General features: G+C 44.0%; 17 protein-coding genes. 10 read left to right on the plus strand and 7 right to left on the minus strand.

Features of this window, described 5'->3' with window-relative positions; all coding sequences use genetic code 11:
- Positions 1-158 precede the first annotated feature (158 nt).
- The gene (locus tag ABDD95_RS15125) at positions 159-2789 is read left to right on the plus strand and encodes a glycoside hydrolase family 3 C-terminal domain-containing protein (protein WP_345948178.1); all 2631 of its coding nucleotides are present in this window, start codon (positions 159-161) and stop codon (positions 2787-2789) included.
- Between the two features lie 74 nt (positions 2790-2863).
- On the opposite strand, the gene ABDD95_RS15130 is transcribed toward ABDD95_RS15125, so the two are convergent.
- Positions 2864-4375 carry an MFS transporter gene (locus tag ABDD95_RS15130; RefSeq protein ID WP_345948179.1) on the minus strand — a complete coding sequence of 504 codons (1512 nt, stop codon included), beginning with the start codon at positions 4373-4375 and terminating at the stop codon, positions 2864-2866.
- Between the two features lie 426 nt (positions 4376-4801).
- On the opposite strand from ABDD95_RS15130, the gene ABDD95_RS15135 reads away from it, so the two are divergent.
- Complete coding sequence (locus tag ABDD95_RS15135; protein WP_352432910.1) at positions 4802-8422, plus strand: PKD domain-containing protein; 3621 nt, start codon at positions 4802-4804, stop codon at positions 8420-8422.
- Entirely contained in the window at positions 8422-9441 is a 1020-nt protein-coding gene (locus tag ABDD95_RS15140; RefSeq protein WP_345948181.1) for a type IX secretion system membrane protein PorP/SprF, read from the plus strand. Before ABDD95_RS15135 ends, ABDD95_RS15140 begins: the two co-directional genes overlap by 1 nt.
- A 190-nt stretch (positions 9442-9631) precedes the next feature.
- Here the strand turns inward: ABDD95_RS15140 and ABDD95_RS15145 are convergent, their stop codons facing one another.
- Entirely contained in the window at positions 9632-11275 is a 1644-nt protein-coding gene (locus ABDD95_RS15145; protein ID WP_345948182.1) for a M28 family peptidase, read from the minus strand.
- Positions 11276-11404: 129 nt separating this feature from the next.
- Between ABDD95_RS15145 and ABDD95_RS15150 the strand changes: the two genes are divergently transcribed.
- The 4 genes from ABDD95_RS15150 to ABDD95_RS15165 all read left to right on the plus strand — a co-directional run bounded on the left by ABDD95_RS15150 (position 11405) and on the right by ABDD95_RS15165 (position 17862).
- Entirely contained in the window at positions 11405-11866 is a 462-nt protein-coding gene (locus ABDD95_RS15150; RefSeq protein WP_345948183.1) for a MarR family transcriptional regulator, read from the plus strand.
- A 74-nt stretch (positions 11867-11940) separates the two neighbouring features.
- Entirely contained in the window at positions 11941-13290 is a 1350-nt protein-coding gene (locus ABDD95_RS15155; RefSeq protein WP_345948184.1) for a TolC family protein, read from the plus strand.
- A gap of 22 nt (positions 13291-13312) precedes the next feature.
- Positions 13313-14404 carry an efflux RND transporter periplasmic adaptor subunit gene (locus tag ABDD95_RS15160; protein ID WP_345948185.1) on the plus strand — a complete coding sequence of 364 codons (1092 nt, stop codon included), beginning with the start codon at positions 13313-13315 and terminating at the stop codon, positions 14402-14404.
- A 35-nt stretch (positions 14405-14439) separates the two neighbouring features.
- On the plus strand, positions 14440-17862 hold the full coding sequence (locus tag ABDD95_RS15165) for an efflux RND transporter permease subunit (RefSeq protein WP_345948186.1): 3423 nt from the start codon (positions 14440-14442) through the stop codon (positions 17860-17862).
- A 96-nt stretch (positions 17863-17958) separates the two neighbouring features.
- On the opposite strand, the gene ABDD95_RS15170 is transcribed toward ABDD95_RS15165, so the two are convergent.
- Positions 17959-19026: an oxygenase MpaB family protein gene (locus ABDD95_RS15170; protein ID WP_345948187.1), complete on the minus strand. Its 1068-nt coding sequence runs from the start codon at positions 19024-19026 to the stop codon at positions 17959-17961.
- A 75-nt stretch (positions 19027-19101) separates the two neighbouring features.
- Complete coding sequence (locus ABDD95_RS15175) at positions 19102-19512, minus strand: hypothetical protein (RefSeq protein WP_345948188.1); 411 nt, start codon at positions 19510-19512, stop codon at positions 19102-19104.
- Between the two features lie 178 nt (positions 19513-19690).
- Between ABDD95_RS15175 and ABDD95_RS15180 the strand changes: the two genes are divergently transcribed.
- Positions 19691-20335: an OmpA family protein gene (locus tag ABDD95_RS15180; protein WP_345948189.1), complete on the plus strand. Its 645-nt coding sequence runs from the start codon at positions 19691-19693 to the stop codon at positions 20333-20335.
- Positions 20336-20480: 145 nt separating this feature from the next.
- The gene (locus ABDD95_RS15185; protein WP_345948190.1) at positions 20481-21107 is read left to right on the plus strand and encodes a PRC-barrel domain-containing protein; all 627 of its coding nucleotides are present in this window, start codon (positions 20481-20483) and stop codon (positions 21105-21107) included.
- A 210-nt stretch (positions 21108-21317) separates the two neighbouring features.
- On the opposite strand, the gene ABDD95_RS15190 is transcribed toward ABDD95_RS15185, so the two are convergent.
- Both ABDD95_RS15190 and ABDD95_RS15195 read right to left on the minus strand, forming a co-directional pair.
- Positions 21318-23606 (minus strand): TonB-dependent receptor, encoded by a 2289-nt coding sequence (locus tag ABDD95_RS15190; RefSeq protein WP_345948191.1) that lies wholly within the window; start codon positions 23604-23606, stop codon positions 21318-21320.
- A gap of 84 nt (positions 23607-23690) precedes the next feature.
- The gene (locus tag ABDD95_RS15195) at positions 23691-24008 is read right to left on the minus strand and encodes a hypothetical protein (RefSeq protein ID WP_345948192.1); all 318 of its coding nucleotides are present in this window, start codon (positions 24006-24008) and stop codon (positions 23691-23693) included.
- A gap of 163 nt (positions 24009-24171) precedes the next feature.
- On the opposite strand from ABDD95_RS15195, the gene ABDD95_RS15200 reads away from it, so the two are divergent.
- Positions 24172-25065, plus strand: coding sequence for a cation diffusion facilitator family transporter (locus ABDD95_RS15200; RefSeq protein ID WP_345948193.1), 894 nt, complete (start codon positions 24172-24174; stop codon positions 25063-25065).
- A 233-nt stretch (positions 25066-25298) separates the two neighbouring features.
- On the opposite strand, the gene pyrF is transcribed toward ABDD95_RS15200, so the two are convergent.
- Positions 25299-26132, minus strand: a complete 834-nt coding sequence (gene pyrF, locus ABDD95_RS15205; RefSeq protein WP_345948194.1) for an orotidine-5'-phosphate decarboxylase — start codon at positions 26130-26132, stop codon at positions 25299-25301.
- Positions 26133-26333: the final 201 nt, after the last annotated feature.

A 26333-nucleotide genomic window follows, 5' to 3' on the forward strand; every position in this document is an offset into this window, starting at 1 on the left:
TGGTTAGTTCTTAAATGCAAAATAGCATTCCGCTTAATTACAAAGAAAAAGAAAAATAATTTGTAATGATTATACGCAAATAACAATCGATTGCATACTTTTACCATCAGCGCATACCAACCTTCAGTTAAGTATAGCAATCCATTAACTAACCATTTATGAGAAAACTTCTGTACCTGCTTTTGTGTACTGTTCTTATTACGGGTGTATCCTCCTACAAACCTGTATCAACAACATTTCAATTTCCGTTTCAGGATCCGGCTTTAACTATTGATGAGCGGGTTAACGACCTGGTTGGGCGGCTTACCCTGGCTGAAAAGGTTGGCCAGATGCTGAATGCCGCACCTGCGGTTGAACGCCTGGGCATACCCGCTTATAACTGGTGGAACGAGAGCTTGCATGGTATAGCACGTACGCCTTTTAAAGTTACTGTTTACCCGCAAGCCATAGGCATGGCGGCAACTTTTGATGTAAACGCCATGCACCAGATGGCCGAGTACACGGCAGACGAAGGCCGAGCCGTATATAACGAAAGCGTAAAAGCTAACCGCTGGGGCATATACCTGGGCCTCACCTACTGGACACCCAATATCAACATTTTCAGAGATCCACGCTGGGGCCGCGGACAGGAAACTTATGGCGAAGACCCATACCTTACCGCCAGCCTAGGCAAGTCATTTGTAACCGGCTTACAGGGCAATGACCCGGTATACCTGAAAGCAGCCGCCTGCGCTAAGCACTACGCCGTACACAGCGGGCCCGAGCCCGTAAGGCACGAGTTTAATACCGATGTAAGCAATTATGATCTATGGGACACTTACCTGCCTGCCTTTCATGACCTTATTGTAGAAAGTAAAGTGGCCGGCGTAATGTGCGCCTATAATGCCTTTAGGGGCGAGCCTTGCTGTGGCAGTGGACTTCTATTAAATGATATTTTGCGCAAGCAATGGAACTTTAACGGTTACCTAACTTCAGATTGTGGCGCAATTGACGATTTTTACCAAAAGCATAAAACACACGCCGACGCCGAGGCTGCGGCGGCTGATGCTGTGTTACATGGCACCGACGTGGAATGCGGTAACGTTACTTACCTATCGCTGGTTAAAGCAGTTGAACATGGCAAGATAACCGAGCAGCAAATTGATGTTTCTTTAAAAAGGTTATTCACCATTCGTTTTCGCTTAGGTATGTTCGACCCTCCGGGCCAAGATAAGTACGGAAAAATAGGCGCAGAAATGCTGGAAACGCCCGAGCACAAAGCCCATGCTTTAAAAATGGCCCGCCAAAGTATCGTACTGCTAAAAAATCAAAATAATACCTTGCCGCTGAGCAAAAGGCTAAAAAAGGTTGCGGTAATTGGCCCCAATGCGGATAACCCTATTAGCGTGCTGGGCAATTACAATGGTATGCCATCGGCAATCAGTACACCTTACCAGGCTATTAAAGCTAAGTTAGGCAGCAGTGCCGATGTTTATTATGATCAGGCTATTAGCTATACCAGTTTAAGTTATACCCGCAATGTTGATTTAGGCACATTAGGTAATATTGACGGGCAAAAGGGGTTTAAAGCCGAGTATTGGCAAAACAATACTTTAAGCGGTGCTCCGGTGGTAACCCGCCAAGAAACTGCCTTGAATTATATCTGGCGAGACGGCACTTTTGTGGTTGGCTCGGTTAGTCAAAAAAACTTTTCGGCACGCTGGACCACCGATTTTACCGCCAGTAGTAACGATGAGATTACCTTTGAACTAACAGGCAACAAGCCTTACAAGCTAATTATTGATGGCGAAGAACGTACCCTAAGCGGCGAACCTGACGGTTTTGGCCCCAAAACTTATGCGTTAAAGGCCAGTAAAGGCAAAAATTATCATATTGTGATGGAATACCGCCAAACTGAGGGCCGTGCTACATTTAATTTCAAATCGGGCGTGGCTGTTAAATCCGACCTTAACGCTATTGTACAAAGCGTTAAGGATGCCGACGCTATTGTTTATGTAGGCGGCATATCTCCACAATTAGAAGGGGAAGAAATGCGGGTTAATCAACCTGGTTTCAACGGTGGCGACCGTACCAGCATCGATTTGCCCAAGGTACAAACCGATTTACTGAAAGCACTGCAAACCACCGGCAAACCGGTTGTATTTGTTATGATGACCGGCAGCGCCATTGCCATTCCATGGGAAGCCGAACATATACCGGCTATAATGAATGCCTGGTATGGTGGTCAATCGGCCGGCGCGGCTATTGCCGATGTACTGTTTGGCGATTACAATCCCGCAGGCCGTTTACCGGTTACTTTTTATAAAAGCGATAAAGACCTGCCATCATTCAACAGCTACGCTATGGATAACCGCACGTACAGATATTTTGGCGGTCAGCCTTTGTATGGGTTTGGCTATGGCTTAAGCTACACCACATTTAAGTATGGTAACCTAACTGTGCCTGTACTTAACCGCACCAATAAAAACATACCGGTAAGTGTTAAGGTGACCAATACCGGAAAAATGGGTGGCGAGGAGGTGGTACAACTCTACATTTCGCACCGAGGCTTATCTTACAAAACGCCGGTACGGGCTTTAAAAGGCTTTAAACGCATTTACTTGAAGGCCGGCGAGAGCAAGGCAGTCACCTTTACCCTTACGCCAAAAGAACTGGCCGTGATAGATGATATAGGCCATGCCGTACAGCAGCCGGGCAAATTATCGGTAAGCGTGGGCGGCGCACAGCCCAGCGCACAAACCCGTTTAAACTATAAAACGGTAGAACGCATTATCCAAATTCGCGGATAATTACATTTTAAGTTTAAATAAGAAGGCGACCTGGTGTTTATTCAGATCGCCTTTTTATTAAGTATTTAAAAGCCTTATGCCGTATTGCGTAAAAACTCGCGGCGCTGCTTACGGTATTTCATCATCTTTACCACTTTACGTTTCATGGTAGCAGATGGATGATAGATACTATTGGTTACTTCGCGGCCCAGGTTGTAACGCACTCTGCTACGGAAACGTACCTGCATGTGTGTTACCACAACATCTTTATCAACCTCTCCCTCTTCTTTAATTTTGCTTAAAAAGCGCAATGAGCTCAAGGCCAGCAGGCCCCCGATGATAAAAAAGTAGTTCCAGCCTTGCAAATTTAACACGGTTATATTTTGTGTTTGTGCCGCCGTACTAAACTGCATGTTCCAGGTGAAAGGATGCGTAGCAAAAAAATCGGCCATTAAACCGCCCAGCATGGGCGCTATGGTAGAGAAGAAAGCCACAAACATGTTCTTGGTGGAGATGTAAACAATAGACTCGTGCTTGGGCGCTAGCTTAAAACCAATGTTGCTTAACGCCAAATTAATACCGGCTGTGGCCACACCGCTAAAAACATGAATGGCAACCAGCATTAAAACAGATACCAGTTTTGACTCGGGCATACCTACAAAAGCAAATGCCAGTATGCAGGTGATGTATAAAGGCGCACAAATGCTGATGATGGTTTTATTGCTGAACCAATCCGAATAATTGCCCCATATCTTTAAAGAAAGTATGCCGCTTATTTGCCCTAATATACCCAGCCCAATGATGTACGACAAAGGCAAACCTATAGTTTTGAGCATAAATACCGAAAAGAACGGCGTAGCCAGGTTTAACGCAAATGCCCAGAACGAATTAAAAATGAGCAGGTTTTTGAAGTTCTTGTTCTTAAGCGGCTTGCCAAAAAGTTTCAGCAGGCGGTCATCCATCACTTGTGCCTGTGGCTCGGGCGTTCGCAACAGGAATGCCACACTGGCCAAACCCAACGCGCCACCTAACAGAAAAAGGATATGATAAGTCAGTATTTCCTGTTGCGGATAATGCACCTTAATATAATCTATGCCTATAGCTGTGGTAAGGCTCAGCGTAACGTTAAGCACTTGTGCCATACGGCTGCGGCGCGAAAAAAAAGCGCCCAACTGCTGGCCCGGAACCAGGTCCTTGATCCAAGAATTCCAACTGGCGCCAGCTATATCGCCAAATACGTGCTGAAAAAACAGCATCAGCAACAATACTTGTATACTGGTACCCCTACTAAACACAAAAGGAATAATACCAATAGCCAGTATGGGCAACCGTGCTAAAGAGTTAAACAACGCCGTAATAACACGCCGGTTATTGAAGCGCCGCACCATCCAAATAGAGAACAGCTGAAATACGGTTGTAAAAGTTGGAAGGGCCGCAAACAAGCCCAGTTGAAAGTTGGTAGCACCCATATTAACAGCCATAGCCGTTAAAAAGGTACCACTGGTAAATACTACCATGGCCTCAGAGGTCATACCATCGGCCATTACCATGTTTAAGCCTTTTTTTACCTGGCTATCGGCTAAAAATTCAGAAGGACGTAAGTTCATAAAAAAAGCGCCATATACTCAAAGCGCTTACTTGAGTTTAATCTTTAGTTTTTAAATAAATTAGGGGCCGCAAATTTAAAAAATCTGCATGGTAATCATGACAAAATTTTTGCCACATAGTTTAAAACGCTTTCTACGAGATTAATTACAATTGAGATACAGCTATTTGCTTCACAACTAAATTTACCTTTAGCGAAATACAGGTTTATAATTTACGCGCTTGGGGAATTGCTTACCGGGGAGAGTAGAATTTAATAACCACCTTTTGCCGGGTAATACACATTAATAATAAAAAAATGTTGGTGTATTTAACAGTATAAATGAGGTATTTATCTGCCCATGTATTTTTACATTCAATTATTTATGTATTTTTAAAATAGATATTTCACAAAAAATAAAGTCACCTAATAATCAATTTATACTGTTGTGAGCATACCCAGGCTTATTTGTGTATTTGTATTTTTTGCAAGCCTTTTGTGTGCTAACTTATATGTGCTTGGTCAAAGCAACAAGGGCACCGAGTTTTGGACTGCCTACATGGCGCATATCAACGGCACAGCAAGCCGCATGAGCCTTTACATAAGCGCCGATGCTGCTACCGACTTTAAAGTAGAACTGGCCGATGGTACCGTGGTTTTAGCCGAATCCATTGCTGCTAACACAGTTAAAACCGTTGATATCCCCTCATTAGCTTACCTTGGCAATACAGAATACAGTGGTGGCCCGGGCAATAAAAAGGGAATACATATAACCTCTACCCTGCCTGTTGCGGTATATGCGCATATTTACGATCGCAATGTATCGGGCGCAACATTGCTGTTGCCCGTAAATTCCTTAAACAAGGATTACTATTCAATTAACTTTACACAGCGGTCTAACCAAGAACCGGCCTTTTCAACGTTTGCAATCATAGCAACGGAGGACGGTACACGTGTGCAGATAATTCCTTCTGCGAATATTGTAGAAAGGACTGGTAATACCAACGTTACTAAGTATCAGGCCGGGCAGTTGTATGAAATCCTCTTAAATAAGGGCGATGTATATCAGGGCACGTCGCCTAATGACTTAACCGGAACACGCATATTATCTGTAGCTAGCGCAACCGGCGACTGTAAAAAAATAGCGGTTTTCTCCGGCAGCAGCAAGATCAGGATTGGCGAGTCTACTAACGGATCTTCAGACAACCTGTTCCAGCAGGTTTACCCAACTGCTGTTTGGGGCAAAAACTTCATTGCGGCACCATTAAAAGGCCGTGCTTATGATATCGTCAGGGTGATTTACAGTGATCCTACGGCAAACGTTACCATTAATGGCTCGCCGGTTACACCTACCAGCACCGCTGGCTCCATCGCTTATTACCAGTTTAATAATTTAAACCAAGACAATGTCAACGCTGTAAAGGTTATTAAATCCGACAAGCCAATACAAGTGGTGCAGTATGCGGTAACACAAAATAATGGTATAAATGCAGCCGGAGCACCAATAGCCGTTATAGAAGCAGCAGGCGACCCCGAAATGATCTACTTACCGCCTGTAGAACAGGGATTAAGAAGAATAACGTTATATTCTCCCAGCGCATTTGCTATTACAGCCAACTATATTAATATAATTATTCCAACAGCTGCTAAATCATCTTTCACACTTGATGGAGTTTCGCGCGGAAGTGATTTTACAGATATACCTAACTCTGTTTACTCCTATGCACAAATAGGTGTATCAAGCGGGCAGCACACCATTAATGCTGCCGAAAGTTTTAACGCCATTGCTTACGGTTTTGGTCAGGCCGAATCATACGGTTATGCAGCAGGCACCAATTTGTTAAACTTAAACGAATTTATTACGCTGAATGGCTTGGCAAGCAGCAGCTCGCAACTGCTGGGTTGTACAGGCGTGCCTTATTATTTACAACTTACCGTACCTTACCAACCCACAAAGATACTTTGGAACCCGGCTGATGGTTCGGCACCGGTTACACAGAACAATCCTGCCTTTTTTAAGAATGAGGCACTGCCTGATGGCACCGTTTTGTATACCTATCGCTTTGTTCGCGCCGTTACTTACCCTACCGGAAACTTCACCGCGTCGGCAACGGTAACGCTCCCGCTAGTTACCAGTACCGATTGTGGTTCCGAAAAAATTGTCGACTTTAATTTCAACATTGCCAACTACCCGGTGGCCAACTTTACACCTCCTGTAAATAACTGCGCAGGCAGCACGCTACAATTTACCGATGAGTCTGACGCCGCAGGAAGCATTATCACAAGCTGGCAATGGGATTTTGGCGACGGCTTTGCTACCACTGGTAATCCAAACACATCTATTTTACCAAGTCCTCAACATACCTATACCCGCGGTGGTGATTATACTGTAAAACTTACTGTTGTTAACGAGAATGGGTGCGAATCGCCAACTATAACCAAAGTTGTGCATATCAATAAAAACCCAACCGTGGCATTCCAATTCACCTCGCCCGACTGCCAGGGCAAGGAAGTAACCTTTACGGACCTTTCCGCCCCTAATGAAGGCAACATTACCGAATGGAAGTGGACTTTTGACGATGGCACAACCGAAATAAAAACAACGGCGGCACCCTTTACACATACATTTACCGACCTACGCGATTACAACATAACCCTGCAAATTACTACAGACAAAGGCTGTACAAATACGCTAACCAAGGTAGTGAGCGTGCACGCGCTACCCTTAGTTAGTTTTAACCTGCCCGATGCCTGTATACAAAATGCAGCTACCTTTACCAGCACCAGTACCATATCAGACGGTACAGAGGCCGGCTTTACTTACCAGTGGGATTTTGGCGATCCGAATGCCACAGCGGCAAATCCCAATGTTGTGTCTGGCAAGCAGGTAAGCCATCGTTACACGCAGGTACGCGGCATTGACAATCCGTATAAGGTTAAATTAAAAGTGACTTCCCTATACGGCTGCGTAACCGAACTTACACAAGATTTTGTGGTGAACGGTTCACAGCCTAAGGCTGTTATTAAATTCCCTGCGCAGATTTGCAGCACCGATAATCTGGTTATTGAAAGTGAATCATATGTGGCCGATGTTGGCAATATTACCAAATACATAGTCTATTACGATTACGACGGCGACAAAACTAACATGGAGATATATGACAAAGATCATTTGCCTATACCTGCCGATAAAAAGTTTCTGCATCAGTACCCCATGTTTAATACGCCTGCAACTAAAACCTACCGCATTTATGTAGAAGTTTATTCGGGCGGTGACGATTGCAGGGATGTTTATACCAATACAGTAACGGTAAATGCCAATCCTCTTATTACCCTTACCCATGCGGCCGATATATGCCAGGAAAGTTTGCCAACGCAGTTTGGCGAGAACAAAACCATATACACCGGCACAGGCGTATTTACAGGCCCGGGTGTATCGCCTGCCGGTGAGTTTAACCCTAAAGCAGCCGGACCAGGCCCCCACGAAATAACTTACACTTTTACTACCGATGGTACATCATGTACCTATCAGGAAAAATTCAGTATTGTGGTTTACCCAACGCCAGTTATTACCGGCAAACGCGATATAACCGTTAACTTAGGCGAGCAGGTTACTATAGATCCGCTGGTGGTGTCACTCAACCGGTCTCCGCTTACCTATGTATGGACACCCAGATTGGGATTAAACCAAAATAATATTATGAGCCCGATTGCCAGTCCGGCAGCCGATACCAAATACCTGCTTACTGTTACATCGGGCAATGGCTGCGTTGCTTATGCTTATTTTAATATTAATGTTATTGCATCGCCTGTTATTTTTAACACCTTCACACCCAATGGCGACGGAAACAACGACTTTTGGAAAATTCCAAATATGGAAGCTTATCCAAAAGCTACCGTGGAGGTATTTAACCGGAACGGCTCGAAAGTATTTAACTCTGTAGGCTACCCGGTGCCGTGGGATGGACGCTACAATGGTTCGGATTTACCTGCAGCCACTTACTATTATATCATCAATTTAAAAAATGGCAAGCCTGTGCTATCAGGCCCTGTGACTATTATACGGTAATGGCAACAAGAAAAATTTTTACTGGTATTGTAATACTACTGGCATGTTGCTTCAAACTTTCGGCTCAGCAAAAGCCGCAGTATACACAATACATTTTTAACACCTATTTGCTTAATCCGGCTGTAGCAGGCATTGAGAATTACACCGATTTTAAAGCAGGCTACCGCAGCCAGTGGACCGGTCTTGAGGGCACTCCTACTACGAGCTATATTTCGGTTAACGCGCCGCTGGGCCGGAATTTTATAGATGGCGATCCAACCAGCATGGCTGATAACAGCCTTAACCCGCTAAGCCGCCAGTATACCCGAGAATATCTTTCGGCCGAGCCGCATCACGGCATAGGCGGCATGATTATATCTGACAGGACCGGCCCCATCACACAAACTACCATAAGTGGTACTTACGCTTTCCATTTAGGCTTAACCAGTCAACTTAACATGTCAGTAGGTGTTATGGCCGGTATTAACCGGATCAGCTTAGATGTAAGCCAGATAGTGCTCGAAAATGCTAACGATCCTGCCATAGCCAACGGCAACACCAGCCAGTTCAAGCCCGATTTGGGTGTAGGTGTATGGGCATACTCATCCAACTATTACGTGGGCGCTTCTGTACAGCAGCTTATTAAACAAACCCTTACTTTTGGTAACAAGTCGGTTTATAACCAAAGTAAAACGGTACCGCATTATTTTATAACAGGCGGGTTTAAGATATTTTTAGATGAAGATATTACGCTGTTACCTTCTGCATTGCTTAAACTGGTTGACCCGGCGCCCGCCAGTTATGATTTAAATCTAAAACTGGCCTTCAGTAACAAACTTTGGGTGGGCGGCTCATACCGTCATAATGATTCATACGCCGCCATGGCGGGTATTAACATCAGTACGGTAATTAATTTAGGTTACTCGTACGATTTCACCAACTCAAATCTGCGCACCGTAAGTAACGGCACGCATGAAATTGTGGTGGCGCTATTGCTCAACAACCGCTACAAAGTAAGCAGCCCGAGACGCACCTGGTAGGCAAAAGAGTCAGGAACGAAAGACTGATCCACCAAGTTTTTATATGACCTGTCATCTCGCGATACAGTGAGAGATCTTTCAGGTTGGTTAGTTAATTGATCTGAAAAAATCCCTGTAAGCACCCGAGAGATGACAGGAGACTATTAATGTTAATGCTTTTGGCTGCTGATACCAGATGATATTGAGGATGCTACCTTTTCACCTCAAAAATATCACCCTTATTCCATACCTGGCGTACAGCGTTGTTGGCTACAAGGTAACCTATTAAAAAATTGAGGCGTGCATACTTCGCGCCGGCATCAAAATCGAACATGCCATTTATATCGTCTTGCGGTTTGTGGTAATATTTTGCCCGCCATTTGCCTACCAGCTCGTTCAGGTTATTTTTACCATCGGGCGTACGGCTGCCATACTTAATGTGCAAAGCTGGTATGCCTTGCTTTACAAAGCTATATTGGTCGCTACGCACAAAACGATTTTCTTTAGGTTCGGGATCAGGCTCCACAGTAAGATCCAGGTAGGCTGCCGCCTCATCAACTACTTTAGATAGTGAAGAATGCTCCGCCCCTAACGCCGTAACTGAAAGCAACGGTGCTATGATAGTTGGCATGTCGGTATTTACATCAGCCACAATACTTTTAACAGGCACTGTTGGATGCAAAGCAAAGTAACCCGAACCTAATTCGCCAAGTTCTTCGCCGGTAACAAGTACAAATAATACCGACCGCTTAGGCTTAACCTTAACGTGCGAATAGATATTAGCAATCTGCAGTAAGCTGGATACGCCCGAGGCATTATCATGAGCGCCGTTGTACAAGGAGTCGCCCTCAACCGGGCGGCCAATACCCAAATGGTCAAGGTGAGCACTATGTACTACGTACTCATTTTTCAGCCTGGCATCGGTGCCGGTTACTTTGCCCACCACGTTAAAGCTGTTTACATCCTGCCAGGTGCTTTGGTATGCGCCTTGTATCGTAAAGCCTAAATCGGCCGACTGCGGTTTACCATTCTTCAAACCAGCAACAACATCAGCCAGACTTTTGCCGGCTGCTTCCAGTAATTGTTTGGAAGTACCTAAACTCAATGTGGCCACCATCTTAATTTGAGTAGAATAAAAGCTTCCTGATACGGCCACTTTACCTTTATCATCCAACACGCTGTAGGTTGGGCGGTTAATGTTAGAGATCATGCGCCGGCTGGTATCTGCTGTGGCAAAAATTACAGCAATGGCACCATGCGCAGCAGCATTCTTTTGTATAGTAACCTGGTCCATACTGTGTGATGCTTCTGATGACGGAAAAGCTTCTGGCGCACCACGAATAATAAGCACGGCCTTGCCCTTAACATTAATGCCGGCATAATCATCGTACTGCTGACCGGCGTTGGTAATGCCATAACCGGCAAATACAAGCGGTGCATTCACCGTTCCACTTTTTTCAGCCGGGCTGGGTGAGACTATTATATCCTTACCGTAAGTAAGGGCCATTTGGGCAGTTCCTTTTGCCAGCCCGACCTGCGCTCCCGCAACAATTAACGTTTTGCGCAAATTTACCTGCTGCAGCCAGCTGCCATTATCGCCGGCAGGCTGTACGCCGTAAGCTTTCAAGCGTTCTACCACATAGTCGGCTGCCATCTTATACCCTTCAGTACCCGGCTGCCGCCCTTTTAGTTTATCATCGGCCAAATAGGTTATATCAGCTTTAAGCTGGCTTGCGCTTGCTTGTTGCATGGCTTGCGCTACTGTAGCATCTAACTTAGTTTTTTGTGCATAGGCGCAGTTGAGTACAGTTGCACTGGCAAGACTCAAGCCGAGTATGTATTTACTTAAATTCATATAGATTTCAAAACCTTAAAAGTAGCCTTTTAGAGCAACAATCCCTTCTGGAGCTTTACAAGCAATAAAATTTTTACTTCGGCTAAATAAAATAGTTGACACATCAACTATTTTATTTAGTTTTGCGGTGTGGAAAAATGCAACATCAACAAAGATCTTCTTCTCTTTAAAATATTCAACATACATAAGATTATTTGTAACAAGGCCAATAAATCTTTCTCTAACGAGGGGATGAACTTACAGGTTGAACAAATACCGGTACTGATGGTGATATATTATAACGGACCCCAATCGCAGCAGGAAATTGCGCATGAATTAGTTCGCGACAAGTCGTCAATTCTTAGAACTGTGAGCTTTTTAGAAACGGCGGGTTATGTTTTAGCAGAACCTGATGCGCACGATAAACGTAAAAAGTTTATCAATTTAACCCCAAAGGGTTTACAACTGGCTAAAAAAATTGCAGGCGATATGGGAAAAATGGACGGCAAAATGTTTTCGAACCTATCAATAGCCGAGAAGCTGATTTTAACCGAATTGCTTGATAAATGCGCAGACCATATTAATAACATAGAAACTAAAGTTTTTAATTAGTAGTTGACATATCAACATAGCAGCACCCTATTACCTAAACCCTATCACATAAAAGCATCACAATTTTACAGCACATGAAAAAAAAGTTCTTTCTAGCCGCATTGCTTAGCGTGTTCCTGGCCAGGAGCATGGCTCAGCTAGCACCACCTACAGGCCAAACCTTTAACTTTACCTTACAGGATTGTATTACCTATGCTTATGAGCATCAGGACACTGTTATTAACGCACGCCTGGACATTAAAAGCACCGATTACCGGATAAAAGAAATAATTGGCGGCGGTTTACCACAACTTAATGGTGGCGCCCAGTTCCAGGACTATTTAAAAATTCCTACCACGTTGATTCCCGGAGACTTTGTAGGAGCACCAGGCACGTTTATACCTGTAAAATTTGGCGTTAAATACCAGTCGAGCCTGTATGCAGATATAAATCAGCTTATTTTTGATGGTAGTTACGTGGTTGGCTTACAGGCACGTAATACTTATAGAGAATTATCGCAACGCAATTACACCCGCAGCAAAATAGATGCAAATGTGAACGTTACTAAGGCCTACTATCAGGTTTTAGTGAGCGACGAACAAATTAAGCTATTGGATGCCAATCTTGCCCAGCTTAAACAACAGCTCGATCAAACTACAGCTCAAAACAAACAAGGATTTGTAGAAAAAATTGATGTTGACCGTTTGGCTTATCAATTTAACGCGCTACAAACCCAGCGCGAAAACATTGTTCGCTTGCTGGCCTTAAATTATCAGTTGCTTAAGTTTCAGATGGGTATGCCGATAGATGATAATTTAACACTGAAAGACAAATTAGTAGATGTGAAAATTGATGAAAATCTGGCTGGGCTTAATACCGACACCACTTTTTACAAAAATCGCGTAGAATACAACCTGTTCGAAACACAGGTTAAATTAAACGGCTATGATGTAAAGCGCCGTAAAGCGGCGTTTTTGCCTTCGCTATCTGCATTTGGCAACTTCACTTCATCCTACCAAAACAATTCGTTTGGCAGCCTGTACAGCAATAATTTTCCGGCCATGTATGTTGGTTTACGTTTAAATGTGCCTATTTTCAATGGCTTTCAGCGCACCAACCAATTAAGGCAAACAGAAATAACGCTGCAGCAATCTCAAAACAATTTATACCGTTTAAAAGACGCGTTAAATCTGCAAGCCAGCCGCGCCCGTATTGTATTCTTTAACGGTTTACAAACTTTAAACAGCCAGCGCCGTAACCAGGAACTGGCCCGCGAAGTACTACGTGTTACCAAAATTAAGTACCAGCAGGGCGTAGGCTCAAGCATTGAAGTTACACAGGCGCAAACAGCACTTGAGGATGCCGACAACAGATATATACAGGGTTTATATGACGCCCTGGTAAGCAAAGTAGAACTTGACAAAGCATACGGAAGAATTCAATAAACTAAACCTTATATAACCCGAAATGAAAAAATTATTATATATACCCCTTTTAGTGCTGGCTGCATGCAGCAACAAACCTAAAGACAAAGCAGCTGAACTTGCCGACCTTAAAAAGCAGCAAGCCGATATCAACTCAAAAATTACTGCGCTTGAAGCGCAGGTAGGCAGTAAGCAGGATGAAAAAGTAACAGAAGTTTCTGTTGTAACCTTGCAACCAGGCAGCTTTACCAACTATGTACAAATACAAGGTAAGGTAGATGCGCAGGATAACGTAACCGCGTATCCGCAGGTACCCGGCACAATCATCGCTTTAAACGCGAAGGTTGGCCAACGGGTAGGCCGCGGCCAGGTATTGGCACAGTTAGATAACAGCGTTATAAGGCAGCAAATTGCCCAGGTAGAAGCGCAGGTTGCATTAAACCGTACTTTATACCAACGTCAAAAAGCCTTATGGGATCAAAAAATAGGCACCGAGGTTCAGTTCTTGCAAGCGCAAGCTACCCTAACAGCCAATGAAAAAGCATTGTCTGCTTTACGTCAGCAGGCTAATCAATCCCGTATTATATCGCCCATCAGTGGTACTATTGATCAAATGGATTTAAAACTGGGCCAGGTGGCTCAGCCCGGTACAACAGGCATCCGTATTGTGAACGACCAGAACTTAAAGGTGAAAGCCGATGTTCCGGAGTCGTACTCGGGCAGTGTAAATACAGGTAACAATGTTAAAGTTTTGGTACCCGATGCTAACGACTCTTTAACCACTCGGGTAACATTTGCAGCCAAAGCTATCGACCCGGTTTCGCGTAGTTTTGCGGTAGAAGTAAAACTACCTTCGCGCCCCGGTATTCGCCCTAACATGACCGCTATATTAAAGATTGCCGATTACGCTAAATCTGCGGCTATTGTAGTACCGGTAAAAGCTATTCAACGCTCAGAAGAAGGTGATTACGTATTTATTAATAACGCAGGCACCGCTAAAAGAGTGGTTGTTAAATCGGGCAAAACCTATGGTGGCCAAACCGAAATCACCTCAGGCCTTAAAGCCGGCGACCAGCTCATTACCGAAGGTGTTACCGACGTTGAAGACGGTGATAAAATTAAAGTTACCCAATAGGTTGCTATTTATTTACACATCCTTATCTGTATAATATGAAAGATGTAAGAAAAGAATTTGGCCCCTCCAGTTGGGCCATAGATAATAAAACGGCAGTTTACGTGCTCATGTTCCTCATTACCGTGCTGGGATTAATTAGCTACAATAACCTGCCTAAAGAAAACTTTCCGGATATTGCAGTACCTAAAATATTTGTAACCACACAGTTCATTGGCCAATCGCCACAAAACGTGGAAAACCTGGTTACCCGGCAAATAGAAAAAAAGCTAAAATCGCTTAAAGGGCTAAAAAAAGTAACGTCTAACTCCCTGCAAAACGTATCGGTTATTACGGCTGAGTTTAACCCTAATATTAAGGTTAAGGATGCCAAGATAGATGTACAGGATGCGGTAGATAAGGCAAAAGACGACCTGCCCAAAAATGATAACAACTTTAAAGAGCCTACGGTATCAGACATCAACGTGGCCGATTTGCCTATCCTTTACGTTAACCTTTCGGGCGATTATGACTTGAAGAAGTTAAAGGAATACGCCGACATTTTAAAAGATGAAATTGAAGGCTTTAAAGAGATTTCTAAAGTAGACGAAATTGGCGCTCTAACCCCCGAAATTCAGATCAACGTAGATTTGAACAAGATGACGGCCGCACAAATTACTTTTGATGACATCATTAGAAATGTTGGCGCCGAAAACATCTTATCATCTGTCGGTACCATCAAAACCGACGGTGTAAGGCGTAGTATTGACCTGAGGCAGGATTTTAAAAATGCCGATGAGGTGGCCGCTATGGTTATTCGTAATCCTAAAGGCCAGGCCGTATATTTACGGGACATAGCGGAGGTTAAAGATTCGTTTCTGGAACAGGAAAGCTATGCACGTTTAAAAACGCCCGCCAATCCAAGCTTCAAAAACGTCATAACATTAAACGTGAGTAAACGTTCGGGCGAAAACCTTATTGAGGCGTCTGACAGGATCAACGCGCTGATTAAAGAAAAACAGGAAACCGTTTTTCCGAAAGGTCTGAATATAACTGTAACCGGCGACCAGTCTGACAAGACACGTACTACCCTTAATGATCTGATCAATACCATCATTATAGGTTTTATATTAGTAACGGTTATTCTTATGTTTTTTATGGGAACAACCAACGCCATATTCGTAGCCTTGTCGGTCCCTTTATCCTGCTTCATCGCTTTCCTCATATTGCCTTGGCTCGGATATACATTGAACATGATTGTACTGTTCTCTTTCCTGCTGGCTCTGGGTATTGTAGTAGATGATGCCATTGTAGTTATAGAAAATACGCACCGTATCTTCGACAACGGCAAAGTGCCAATTAAAGAAGCCGCAAAAACGGCAGCTGGTGAGGTGTTCCTTCCTGTATTTTCGGGTACCATGACGACCTTAGCGCCCTTTGTGCCTCTAATGTTCTGGAACAGTATAATTGGTGAGTTTATGAAATTCTTGCCGGTTACATTGATTATTACGCTTTTAGCGTCGTTAGTGGTAGCCTATATTATGAACCCCGTTTTTGCGGTAGATTTCATGAAGCCGCACCATGAAGGTGAACATGAGAATCCTAAGTTAGATAAGTCCACCAAGCGTGCTTTAATTTACCTGGGTATTGCCACTGTTATCGCTTACTTCTTCAGTTATGGTTTTGGCAACTTTATGGTGGTCATCATCATATTGTACCTAATCAATCACTTTTTCTTATTGAAGGTGATAGACAGATTTCAAAAGAACGCATGGCCTAAATTCCAGAACTGGTATGCCAAATGGCTGGAGCGTGCCGTTAGGCGTCCGGTAACCATACTGGTAGGTACGTTTGTGTTATTCGTATTAGCCCTGGTGATCAATAGCATATTGGGTAAAACACCAGAGTTTTTCCCTTCGGGCGACCCTAACTTTGCATACGTATACATTACCATGCCTATTGGTACCGACCAGGCCACTACCGATGCCGTTACCAAAAAAGTAGAGCAGCGTGTAGCCCAGGTGGTTGAGCCCGATAAAGAAGTGGTTTCTTCTATCATCTCCAACGTAACCAAAAGCGTTACCGACCCGCAGGATGAAGATCAGGGCGATTACCAGAATAAAGGCAAGGTTACCGTGGCCTTTGTTGAGTTTGGCGAACGTAATGGTGCAGATACTAAAGCTATTTTGACTAAGATCCGTAACTCCGTTCAGGGTATCATACCAGGTGTTAAGATCTCGGTAGCTCAAGAAAGCAGTGGCCCGCCGGTACAAAAAGATATCAGTATCGAATTAATTGGCGATAACCTCGACTCACTGGTAAAAACAGGTAATCGCTTAAAAACTTACCTGGCTAAACAGAACATTGCCGGTATAGAAAACCTTACCCCCGATGTGGAAAGCGATAAACCGGTCATCGTTTTTGATGTTGACCGCGAAAGGGCTAACCGTGAGGGTATAAGCTCGGGCCAGATCACCCAAAACCTGGCTGCCGCCATATTAGGTTTAAAGGCTGCCGATTTCAGGAACACGAAGGAAGACGATTACCAGATTAAAGTAAGGGCATTGCCTGAGCAGCGTAGCAATATTGACGAGTTGCGCAACCTTAAAATAACCTACCGTGATTTGGCTACCGGCGGTGCTATACGCCAGGTGCCTATCTCTGCCTTTACCGATATACGTTACACCAATACTTACAGTAACATTAAGCGTAAACAGCAGCGCAGGGTATTAACGCTGGGTTCTAACGTTATCAAACCATACAACGCTAACGATGTTAACGCTAGCATTTTGCAAGCCATAAAAAGCTTCAAAAAGCCTGATAACATCATTATCCGTCAGGGTGGCGGCCAAGAAGACCAGATGGAAGCTATGAACTTCCTGTTGGGCGCGTTGGCAACCTCGTTTGGTTTAATTCTGGTTATCTTAATGATACAGTTTAACTCTATAGGTAAAACTTTAATCATCATCAGCGAGATCTTCTTCAGTATCATTGGCGTATTGTTGGGGATAAGTATATTCGGTATGACCATGTCCATTGTAATGACCGGTATAGGTATCATTGCCCTTGCAGGTGTAGTAGTACGAAATGGTATATTACTGGTAGAGTTTACCGATATGCTGATTGAGCAAGGCACCAGCGTGCACGATGCCGTGGTAGAAGCTGGCCACACCCGTATGACGCCGGTACTGTTAACTGCTACAGCTGCCATATTAGGTTTAATACCTTTGGCGGTAGGTTTCAATATCGACTTTGTGGGATTGTTTACACACTTCAACCCACACATCCACTTTGGTGGTGATAACGTGGCGTTCTGGGGCCCGCTGGCCTGGACAATGATATTTGGTTTAGGCTTCGCCACCATCATCACATTGATCCTGGTACCATGTATGTACCTTATCCGCATTAAGCTGAAAGAAAGATTCTTTGGCAAAAAAGAAATCACTCACGAAGCAAAACCTCAATTAGACGCTGTTCATTAACTGACCGTCTGATCCTGAAACAGAAAAGCCGAATGATTCAATCATTCGGCTTTTCCGTTTTTGAACACTTTAAATGAAGCAGTTTATTTCACAAGCTCAGCTTACCAAGCCCTTCTGTTGTTTTCTAAAATCAGCATACTGCTCACGGTAAACCTTACTGATCGATGGCATCCATTTCAGTTCCTGAATGGTTCCGCTCAACTTGAGCAGGTTAATAACATTGCGCGGTGCCTCGCCATGGGGCAAACCTATTATATCGGCCACTTCATCACCCAGCAAAAAGCGCATTAGCTGCACGGTTTCCTTGCTACCAAACGGTGGTTGCAGGTTTAACGCTGTAAAGTAATCTATTAAAGATTGCGCCAGGGCTCTCCCCTGCTCCGATGGCTTGAACTGGTGACTGCTGATGCCTTGCTCCAGGGCAATGGCCTGCTTGCCATCATGCGGAAGCAAGCTTTCCTCAACACCAGATAAATAACCTATTACGTTCCACACGTGCATAAAGGCCTGCTGGTTGGCATAACTAACAGCTACCTCCAGTTTACGCAGCCCACGTATAACCAGTAGTGAAAACGACAAATTAGTACCGGCCATATCCTCTTGATTAACCGGTTGTCCCCACTCTGCCTGCCACTTGCCGCTTTGCAGCGTATAGTAGCGGGCCATAGCATGTATTAACCTTACCTTTATTATACTGGCAAAGCCCTTTCCTTCGGGCTTAAAAGCATTAGGTGCCATAACCTCCCATACAAAGTCGCCTGTTTCTTGCAGGCGTCGGGTAGTATCATTACGTAAGCGTTCAGACAGGTACAGCACCCTGGCTCCATCGGCCGCAGCATAACAGTACGGTAACGATAATAAGCCAAGCATATTCATAATTAACCCTGCATGGCGGGCAAAAAAGGCCGCACCTTGTTGCATCTGCTTTTCATTAGCCCAGGCAGGCAATTGCATTGCACTTGCAAATAAAGGCTCTTTAGCATACTCAGGAGGTAAATCTGTAAGTTGCTGGTTATTGACTAAGCCTGCTAAATAATCTCTCAGCCTGGCTTTTTCATCCAGACGAGCCACAACAGTGGCCACAAACAGATCAGCTTGCGCATCAGCTACTTCACGCTTGTCTAATAAGTATTCGGCTGTATAATTAATAACTGATGCACTCATGATATAAAGCAATTTAGCAAAAAATAAGGCAAGCACATTACTGCACCTGCCCTTTAAACGTAATTTAATGTTTGTTTAAAATAAGCCGCCCAAGCCTTTACCACCAGTAAGCGAGCCCAGGATACCATCGGGTGTAATGCTACTATCATTAGGGTCATTGGTTTTATGGGCAAATTTTTGCAAAATGCCCGGAATAGCCGCTGCAATGGCGCCAGTGGCTGCCGGAGGCAAACCAAATTTACTGGTGAGTGTACCTACTAATCCGCCGGTTATGGCATTAGCTACCGGGCTGCCCGAACCGGCCCCGGCCAGTGAGGAGAGCATGTCGCCCAAACCGCCCGAACTTGCCTGACTTTTCACCTCTTTTTCAACCGAACCGGCTATCTCTTTGTGAATATCATCGGCATGTTGTTGAGGCACAGCTGCTGAAGCCTGTGGATGGTTACCTAATTGCTCTTTTACAATGTTTAAGATCTGATCGAACATAACAGTTAAGTTTATTTACTAAAGATTAATTAGGCCGATTAGTTTTCAATTATTTAAATGCAGGAGTTGTAGCTTTTAAGACAACAAAAAACTATCCGTGCAAAAAATAGTTTATTGTATGAATTAAGCGGTTATATACTGCTGTGATTGGCATACTAAACATTGAACTGACAACATTATGGCTGAATTAAATGTACAACCCAAAAGCAAAACCCCTTGGTGGTTATGGCTCATTTTACTAATTGTGGCTTTAGCGCTCTTATTTTTCTTTTTACGGGGCTGTGGTAACCGGGCCGGCGAACAAACCAGCACCACTACCGATTCAACAACTACTACCGACACCACTATTCAGCTAGCTGCCACGCAGCCAAACTTTGATAGCGTAGACTTTAATGCGCCAACCACTACTTATGAAGAAATAACCGATACTGCTATTACAGTACGTGGCAATGAAAAGTATACTATTTACAGCCTGGGCGATAATGTATTGTTTGCCAAAGGTGAAAGTGCACTGCAAGGCAGCGCAAATAACCAATTGAAACAAATTGCAGCATCATTAGAGAAACGCTTGAAAGGTTCGGTTATAGGTATTTACGGTCATACCGACTCATCTGGTGATAAACAGGCTAATGATGAGCTGGCCACCAAACGTGCTGAAGCTGTGCGCGATTGGTTTGTACAAAATTCCGGTCTTGCCTCTAACAAAATTTCGGTACACTCTTACGGTGAATCTGAACCTGTAGCCAGCAATGCCACTGCCAAAGGCCGTAAGCTTAACCGCAGCGTAGAAATTGTAGCCATACCGGATAGCTTGGCCAGATAGTGCCTGGGTATTGATTTATTAGGTTTTGCTTTCAGTAAACTGCAATTGTTTTTAACAGCACTTACAGAAGCATGCTCTTAACTTAACAACCAACAACTTGATTACAAACAGCGTTAGCAACCATTAATTTAATAACTACATACCAATGGAAGATAATGAATACAGCCGTTTAGAAGAACTGAGTGGCAGCGACTTTGAGATAGCAGACGGACAGCCCGACATTAAAGGCTGGGATGTAAAAACCGACAGCGGCGAAAACATAGGTGATGTGGAAGAACTACTGTTTAACCCGCAAACCCGCAAGGTACGTTACATGGTAGTTGATACCGATGCAAATGATTTAAGATTGGAAGCACGCCGCATTCTTATTCCAATTGGGGTGGCTGAGCTGCACGAGGATGATGACTTTGTGGTAGTGCCGCAGGTTGCGGTTACCCACCTTGAAAATCTGCCTTCTTACGAGCGGGGTAGCCTGTTAACAGCCGAACACGAAAGTCACATACGCACCACTTTCTCAAGTCTGGGTGCTGCAGGTATGAGCATGGGCGCGGTAGGCTCGCAGCCTACCGAAGATTTTTACGAGCATGAGCAGTTTAACCAAAACCGGTTGTATAACCGCCGCAGGCAGGAAACTAATCCAGATAAATTATTGCCTGAAACTGGTACACCTGACGACATAAGCACCACATCGAGCACATCCCAAAACACCCTACCCGAAGCCCCCAAGCAGCCAGAACTTCCAAGGCACCGCGAGGAGAATGATTTACCGTAAGGCTTATAATTTTATTATAAACAATTTGTTATTCGAAACAAAAAAGGAGATGGCGTTTGCCATCTCCTTTTTTGTTTAACCTTACTTTGAACGTTAGCGATAAATCTTTTCGAATTGTTTGCTTGTCGCTTCGAAAGGTTGCTTGCATGAGCCCTAAATCAGGTCTACCATTTCGTAATTAGGTTGCGATATACCTGCTATTAAACGTTGCTATTTTAAGCCAAAAGGCATAAAAAATCCGAACGTTATGTTACGGCCAGGATTATAAACGCCCAGGTTAGTGTTGGTTTGATCCAATCTGCCTGGTTTTAAACGGCTCAGGGCATCATAGTAACGTTTGTTGGTTAAATTAGCCCCAGACACATACAGCTTCAACTCTTGCTTACCCAGCTTTATGGTAGTACCGATACCGGCATTTAGTAAAGTGTATGAGGCTGTTGGCGTTTCGAAGGTTGGGTCGATACGGGATTGTTTAAAGGCGTTGTCAACCCCCACATAAAAGTAGAGTGAGTTCAGGCCTTTAACCTTTGGCTCAAAGCGCAATGTATTGCGTAGCGTACCGGCCGGTATAAAGGCCAGCGGACGATTCAGCGTGGTGTTTTGCGCATGCGTATAATTAAACGTATTCTCGAAATGGATGAAAGATACCGGATGTAAGGTTAAGCTGGCTTCGGCACCGTAAAGGTTGGCATTAACCTGGCCGTAACGGTAAACAGGGTAATCGCCAAGATCTTCATCCAGAATTTCAATACTTTCGTTATTGGTGTTAGATGCGTAAATAAAATTGTGCACATAATTCTCATACACACCCAAGCTGCCGGTAACAACGCCCGAACCAAATTCTAAAGTAGCATCGGCCTGGTAACTTCTTTCGGGGCGCAGGTTGCCGTTACCTATCTCATACCTGAAAGTACCTTCATGCACGCCGTTCGAACCTAATTCGGCCGGATTTGGCGCTCTGAATGCCGAACCAGCGTTAGCTTTAAAGTTCAAATTCTCGTTAAACACATGAGTGTAGCCCAAAGCACCGCTAATACTGTTAAAAGTATTATTGAAGCCGGTGAAGCGTTCTTCACCATCTTCAAAAAGCTGCCTGCCCTTGCTCTGGATATAATCATAACGCACGCCGGCACTAAATGAGCTGGCGCCGAAAGTCTTTTTAGCAAACCCAAATACACCTGTAGCATAGGCGTTGTAATCGGGTACTAACTTTTCCCTGGCCTTGTTTACACTGTGCCCAATGCTTCCACTCAAACCTACTACCGGTTCCCATCCGTTTTTATGCGGAAGCGAATATTTAGCGTCTAGCGAGTAAGTATTCAGATCGAAAAATAAAGCGGGATCAGCACTTTCTTCCAATTCGCGGCGCTGATTTTTCTGATAACCTAAATCAACTTTTAGCGAGCCCTCGCCAATAGCAAAGTTATTATTCAGAGCAGCTTTATAGTGCCTTATATCCTGACGCGGAAAAGCAAGCGAACGTGAATGCTCGGTTGTATACAATTCATCTTCCGACTCAGGGTCGAAGAAGCCTACATTATTTTTATAATAAGATAAATTAAGGTGCGAATAGCCCCAGCTTTTATTAAGCCCCAGCATGGCACTTACATTAGTGTTATTATAACCGCTGTTTGGAAAATAGCCTTCGGCGGTTTTATACGAATAAGCATTTTGGTAAGAGCCACGCCCGCGCCACACAAAGCCGTTCTGGTTACCTGTAAGCATTACCGACGAACCGCTCAAACCGTTATTGGTAGAATAGTTAGATAAGATTTCGCCCCTAACGTTTCCTGGTGCAGGTGCCAGTGGTTCAACCAGGTTAATTACACCGCCAATAGCGTCAGACCCGTATTGTAATGAGGCCGCACCACGCAATACTTCTACCCTATCGGCCTGGTACTGGTCAATTTCAATACCGTGCTCATCGCCCCATTGCTGGCCTTGCTGCTTTACACCATCGCTCAATGTAACTACACGGTTGTAGCCCAACCCCCGGATAACTGGTTTGGATATGCCTGGCCCGGTAGTGATTTGACTTACACCGGGTACTTGCTTGGCCAGCGCATCAATCAGGTTGGTATATGAGCCTTGCAAATCTTCTTTTGAGACTACGCTGGCAGATGTACTGTTGTATTTGCTGGTTGCCGTAACCAATGTACCCGTAACAACTACTTCGCGTGCCTCAATAATACTGGGCGTTAAGGCAAAGCTCAATGCAGTAGGCGACGACAGGTCGACTGTTTTAACCAGGGTTTGGTAACCCAGATACCTAACTTCAACCACATAACGGCCGCGGGCCGGTAGTCTGTCAAATGTAAACGCACCGTTTGCATCGGTACTGGTACTTATTTTCAATTGTGAGATGGTTACCGTAGCGCCTATAATAGGATCGTTGGTTTTAGCATCGGTTACCTTGCCGGTAAAAGCGGCTATTGAGGCTGCATATATATAAACAGGAAGCATAAGCAGCAACAAGCCGCCTAAAAATTTTAATTTCATGATAATAGAGATAGCTGAACTATTTAATTTACTTGAATACAATAAAACGTTGTGGTTTAACCACAACTTTAGTAGAAAGATAAATTAAACGGCAGGCGGCCCTCTGTTACCTGACAGCAGCAGCTTTATGCTTTGATAAATAACGGCATGAGTTACCGGTTTATAAGCACTGCTAAAGGACCAGAAATGAAAATCATACTGTTGCAGAAATAACTGTAAATGCCCGTGTTGAACGCAGATGGGACAGTTATCTTCAACAATTTTTGACTTTTGCTGGGAAGAATAATGCTTGGTATGCTGTGTGTCTGCTTTGTGGGTGTGCGCAAATACCATCACTTGCCCTACCACAAAAGTGAGCAGGAACAAAAGCGAGGTTAATATTTTAGCACTACGGTTTTTCACAGCGTTATTGCCGCAAATATATTTTAAAAAAGGGTGTAATTAACATTTTAATAGCATTCTATCCTTTTTATTACAGAAATGATACTTAAATGAACAAGCGTTTTTAGGTTTTAAAGTGCTATTAACAGCAAACTTAAATAGCTCGCTCATGTATTATTAGCATATGGCAGCATCTAAAACACCTATTTACACGGCACTCGGCGCTAATTTATTAATTGCCATTACTAAACTGGCGGCGGCAGTATTTACCGGCAGTTCGGCTATGGTATCTGAGGGCATACACTCCCTTGTTGACACCAGCAACGAAGTGCTGCTGCTGTTGGGCATCAGTAAAAGTAAAAAGCCGGCCGATGAAAGCCGGCCGTTTGGTTATGGGCGCGAGCTTTATTTTTGGTCGTTTGTGGTATCGCTGCTATTTTTTGCGTTGGGTGGTGGTTTTTCGGTTTACGAAGGTATCGAACACTTAATGCATCCGCAGGAAGTAACCAACCCTGTTTGGAACTATGTGGTATTGGGTATCGCCTTTATATTCGATGGCATCTCGTTTATCACCGCCATAAAAGAATTTAAACGCCAGCGCGGTGATACCCCCTTTTGGCAGGCCGTGCATCAAAGTAAGGATCCATCAACTTTTGTAGTACTATTTGAAGATGCCGCCGATGTGATTGGAATACTGATTGCTTTTACCGGCATATTACTGGGTCAGTTGCTTGAAAACCCTTACATCGATGGTATAGCTTCCATACTGATTGGTTTACTGCTTACCGCCGTTGCCATACTGCTGGTGCGCGAGAGTCGTAGCCTGCTCATGGGCGAAACGCCACTGCCCGAAGAATTAAAAGCGGTAATTGAGTTGACAGAAAGTGATCCTTTAGTGAATACGGTATCCCAGCACTTATCCACCTACTTGGCACCCGAGGAAGTGATTTTGATATTGAAAGTAAACTTTATTCGCGAAGCTGGCAACGCACAGATTACAGATGCCATTCAAAGCATTCGTGCAGCTATACAAAGCCGGTACCCTCATTATAAGCAACTATTTGTAGAACCGGTGTGATAGATAAAGGAAATGTTTTTGAACCTGGTTTGTTTCCCATTTCCAAATTCAAGATTTTCCAACATCAGTTGTTCTATCGTCTGTACACCCGTTAGCGAACGGCAGAAGAGATCTTTTGAGTTCACGCCTATTGCTTAAAAAGATATCTAATTAACGCTTGAAACGACAAGCTGATTTTTAAAGCAGCACTGGTACTCTAAAGTCCACTTTAGCGGCCAAGGTTCGGGAGCGGCTTAAACTATCCCTGCCTTTTCCAGCTCTACTTGCATTTGCTGTTGAAGGCTTTGTGCTTCAGCGCGGGCGGCCTCGGCAAAGTCGGTGCCGTTAGAGGCGTAGATGATTGAGCGCGAGGCGTTCACCAGCAGTCCGCATTCGGATGTCATGCCGTAGTGGCATACCTCTTCCAGGCTACCGCCCTGCGCACCTACACCAGGTACTAACAAAAAGTTATTGGGCGCATGCTTGCGTATATTTTCAAATTCGGCGCCTTTGGTTGCTCCCACTACAAACATAATGCGATCATTACCGGCCAGAGTGTTAGCTTTTTTTATAACGGCCTCATACAACAAGCCCTCGTTGGTTTGCAGGTACTGAAAATCGTGACTGCCTACTGAAGAGGTTAGCGCCAGTATAACTACCCATTTGCCTTCATAAGCCAGGTATGGCGTGATACTATCATGCCCCATGTAGGGTGTTATGGTGATAGCATCAAAATTCATTCCGCCTGCACTTTCATCAAAAAAAGCCCGGGCATAACGGTCTGAGGTATTACCAATGTCGCCACGCTTAGCATCAATAATGCTGAGGCAGTCTTTGGGGAGGTATTTGTTAGTGGCAATTAAGGCGTGCAGACCTTTTACGCCGTAGCTTTCGTAAAACGCAGCATTAGGTTTATAAGCTACACACAAATCTTGGGTTGCGTCAATAATACGTTTATTGAATTCCAGGATAGGATCAGGATAATCGAGTAAAAAAGCCGGTATTTTATCCAGATCGGTATCTAAACCTACGCATAAAAACGATTTTTTTTGCTTAATCTGGCTAATGAGCTGCTGGCGTGAGAGCATATGCTTAAAGAGTGAATTATTTTAGAGGTCAAAAAAACTAAAAATCATCCGAAGTGTTAGCCTGATGTAAGTATTTTTTAAAATAATTGCAATAATTAAATTAAATAGGTACTATTGCAGCGTTTCCAAAACAAATTTTTCTTGCACTAAAGAAAAGTTGTAAAATTCCCACGTTGCTTATAAAAATTTAACTGTTTTATT

This window comes from Mucilaginibacter sp. PAMB04274, from assembly GCF_039634385.2.
GTDB lineage: Bacteria > Bacteroidota > Bacteroidia > Sphingobacteriales > Sphingobacteriaceae > Mucilaginibacter.

Bases quoted from the DNA above. Each gene is read 5' to 3' on its own strand.
- ABDD95_RS15155 (WP_345948184.1), top strand. From the start codon at position 11,941: ATGAAAAAAAAGTTCTTTCTAGCCGCATTGCTTAGCGTGTTCCTGGCC.
- ABDD95_RS15180 (WP_345948189.1), top strand. From the start codon at position 19,691: ATGGCTGAATTAAATGTACAACCCAAAAGCAAAACCCCTTGGTGGTTA.
- ABDD95_RS15200 (WP_345948193.1), top strand. From the start codon at position 24,172: ATGGCAGCATCTAAAACACCTATTTACACGGCACTCGGCGCTAATTTA.
- ABDD95_RS15160 (WP_345948185.1), top strand. From the start codon at position 13,313: ATGAAAAAATTATTATATATACCCCTTTTAGTGCTGGCTGCATGCAGC.
- ABDD95_RS15175 (WP_345948188.1), bottom strand. From the start codon at position 19,512: ATGTTCGATCAGATCTTAAACATTGTAAAAGAGCAATTAGGTAACCAT.
- pyrF (WP_345948194.1), bottom strand. From the start codon at position 26,132: ATGCTCTCACGCCAGCAGCTCATTAGCCAGATTAAGCAAAAAAAATCG.
- ABDD95_RS15125 (WP_345948178.1), top strand. From the start codon at position 159: ATGAGAAAACTTCTGTACCTGCTTTTGTGTACTGTTCTTATTACGGGT.
- ABDD95_RS15130 (WP_345948179.1), bottom strand. From the start codon at position 4,375: ATGAACTTACGTCCTTCTGAATTTTTAGCCGATAGCCAGGTAAAAAAA.
- ABDD95_RS15170 (WP_345948187.1), bottom strand. From the start codon at position 19,026: ATGAGTGCATCAGTTATTAATTATACAGCCGAATACTTATTAGACAAG.
- ABDD95_RS15185 (WP_345948190.1), top strand. From the start codon at position 20,481: ATGGAAGATAATGAATACAGCCGTTTAGAAGAACTGAGTGGCAGCGAC.
- ABDD95_RS15145 (WP_345948182.1), bottom strand. From the start codon at position 11,275: ATGAATTTAAGTAAATACATACTCGGCTTGAGTCTTGCCAGTGCAACT.
- ABDD95_RS15165 (WP_345948186.1), top strand. From the start codon at position 14,440: ATGAAAGATGTAAGAAAAGAATTTGGCCCCTCCAGTTGGGCCATAGAT.
- ABDD95_RS15190 (WP_345948191.1), bottom strand. From the start codon at position 23,606: ATGAAATTAAAATTTTTAGGCGGCTTGTTGCTGCTTATGCTTCCTGTT.
- ABDD95_RS15140 (WP_345948181.1), top strand. From the start codon at position 8,422: ATGGCAACAAGAAAAATTTTTACTGGTATTGTAATACTACTGGCATGT.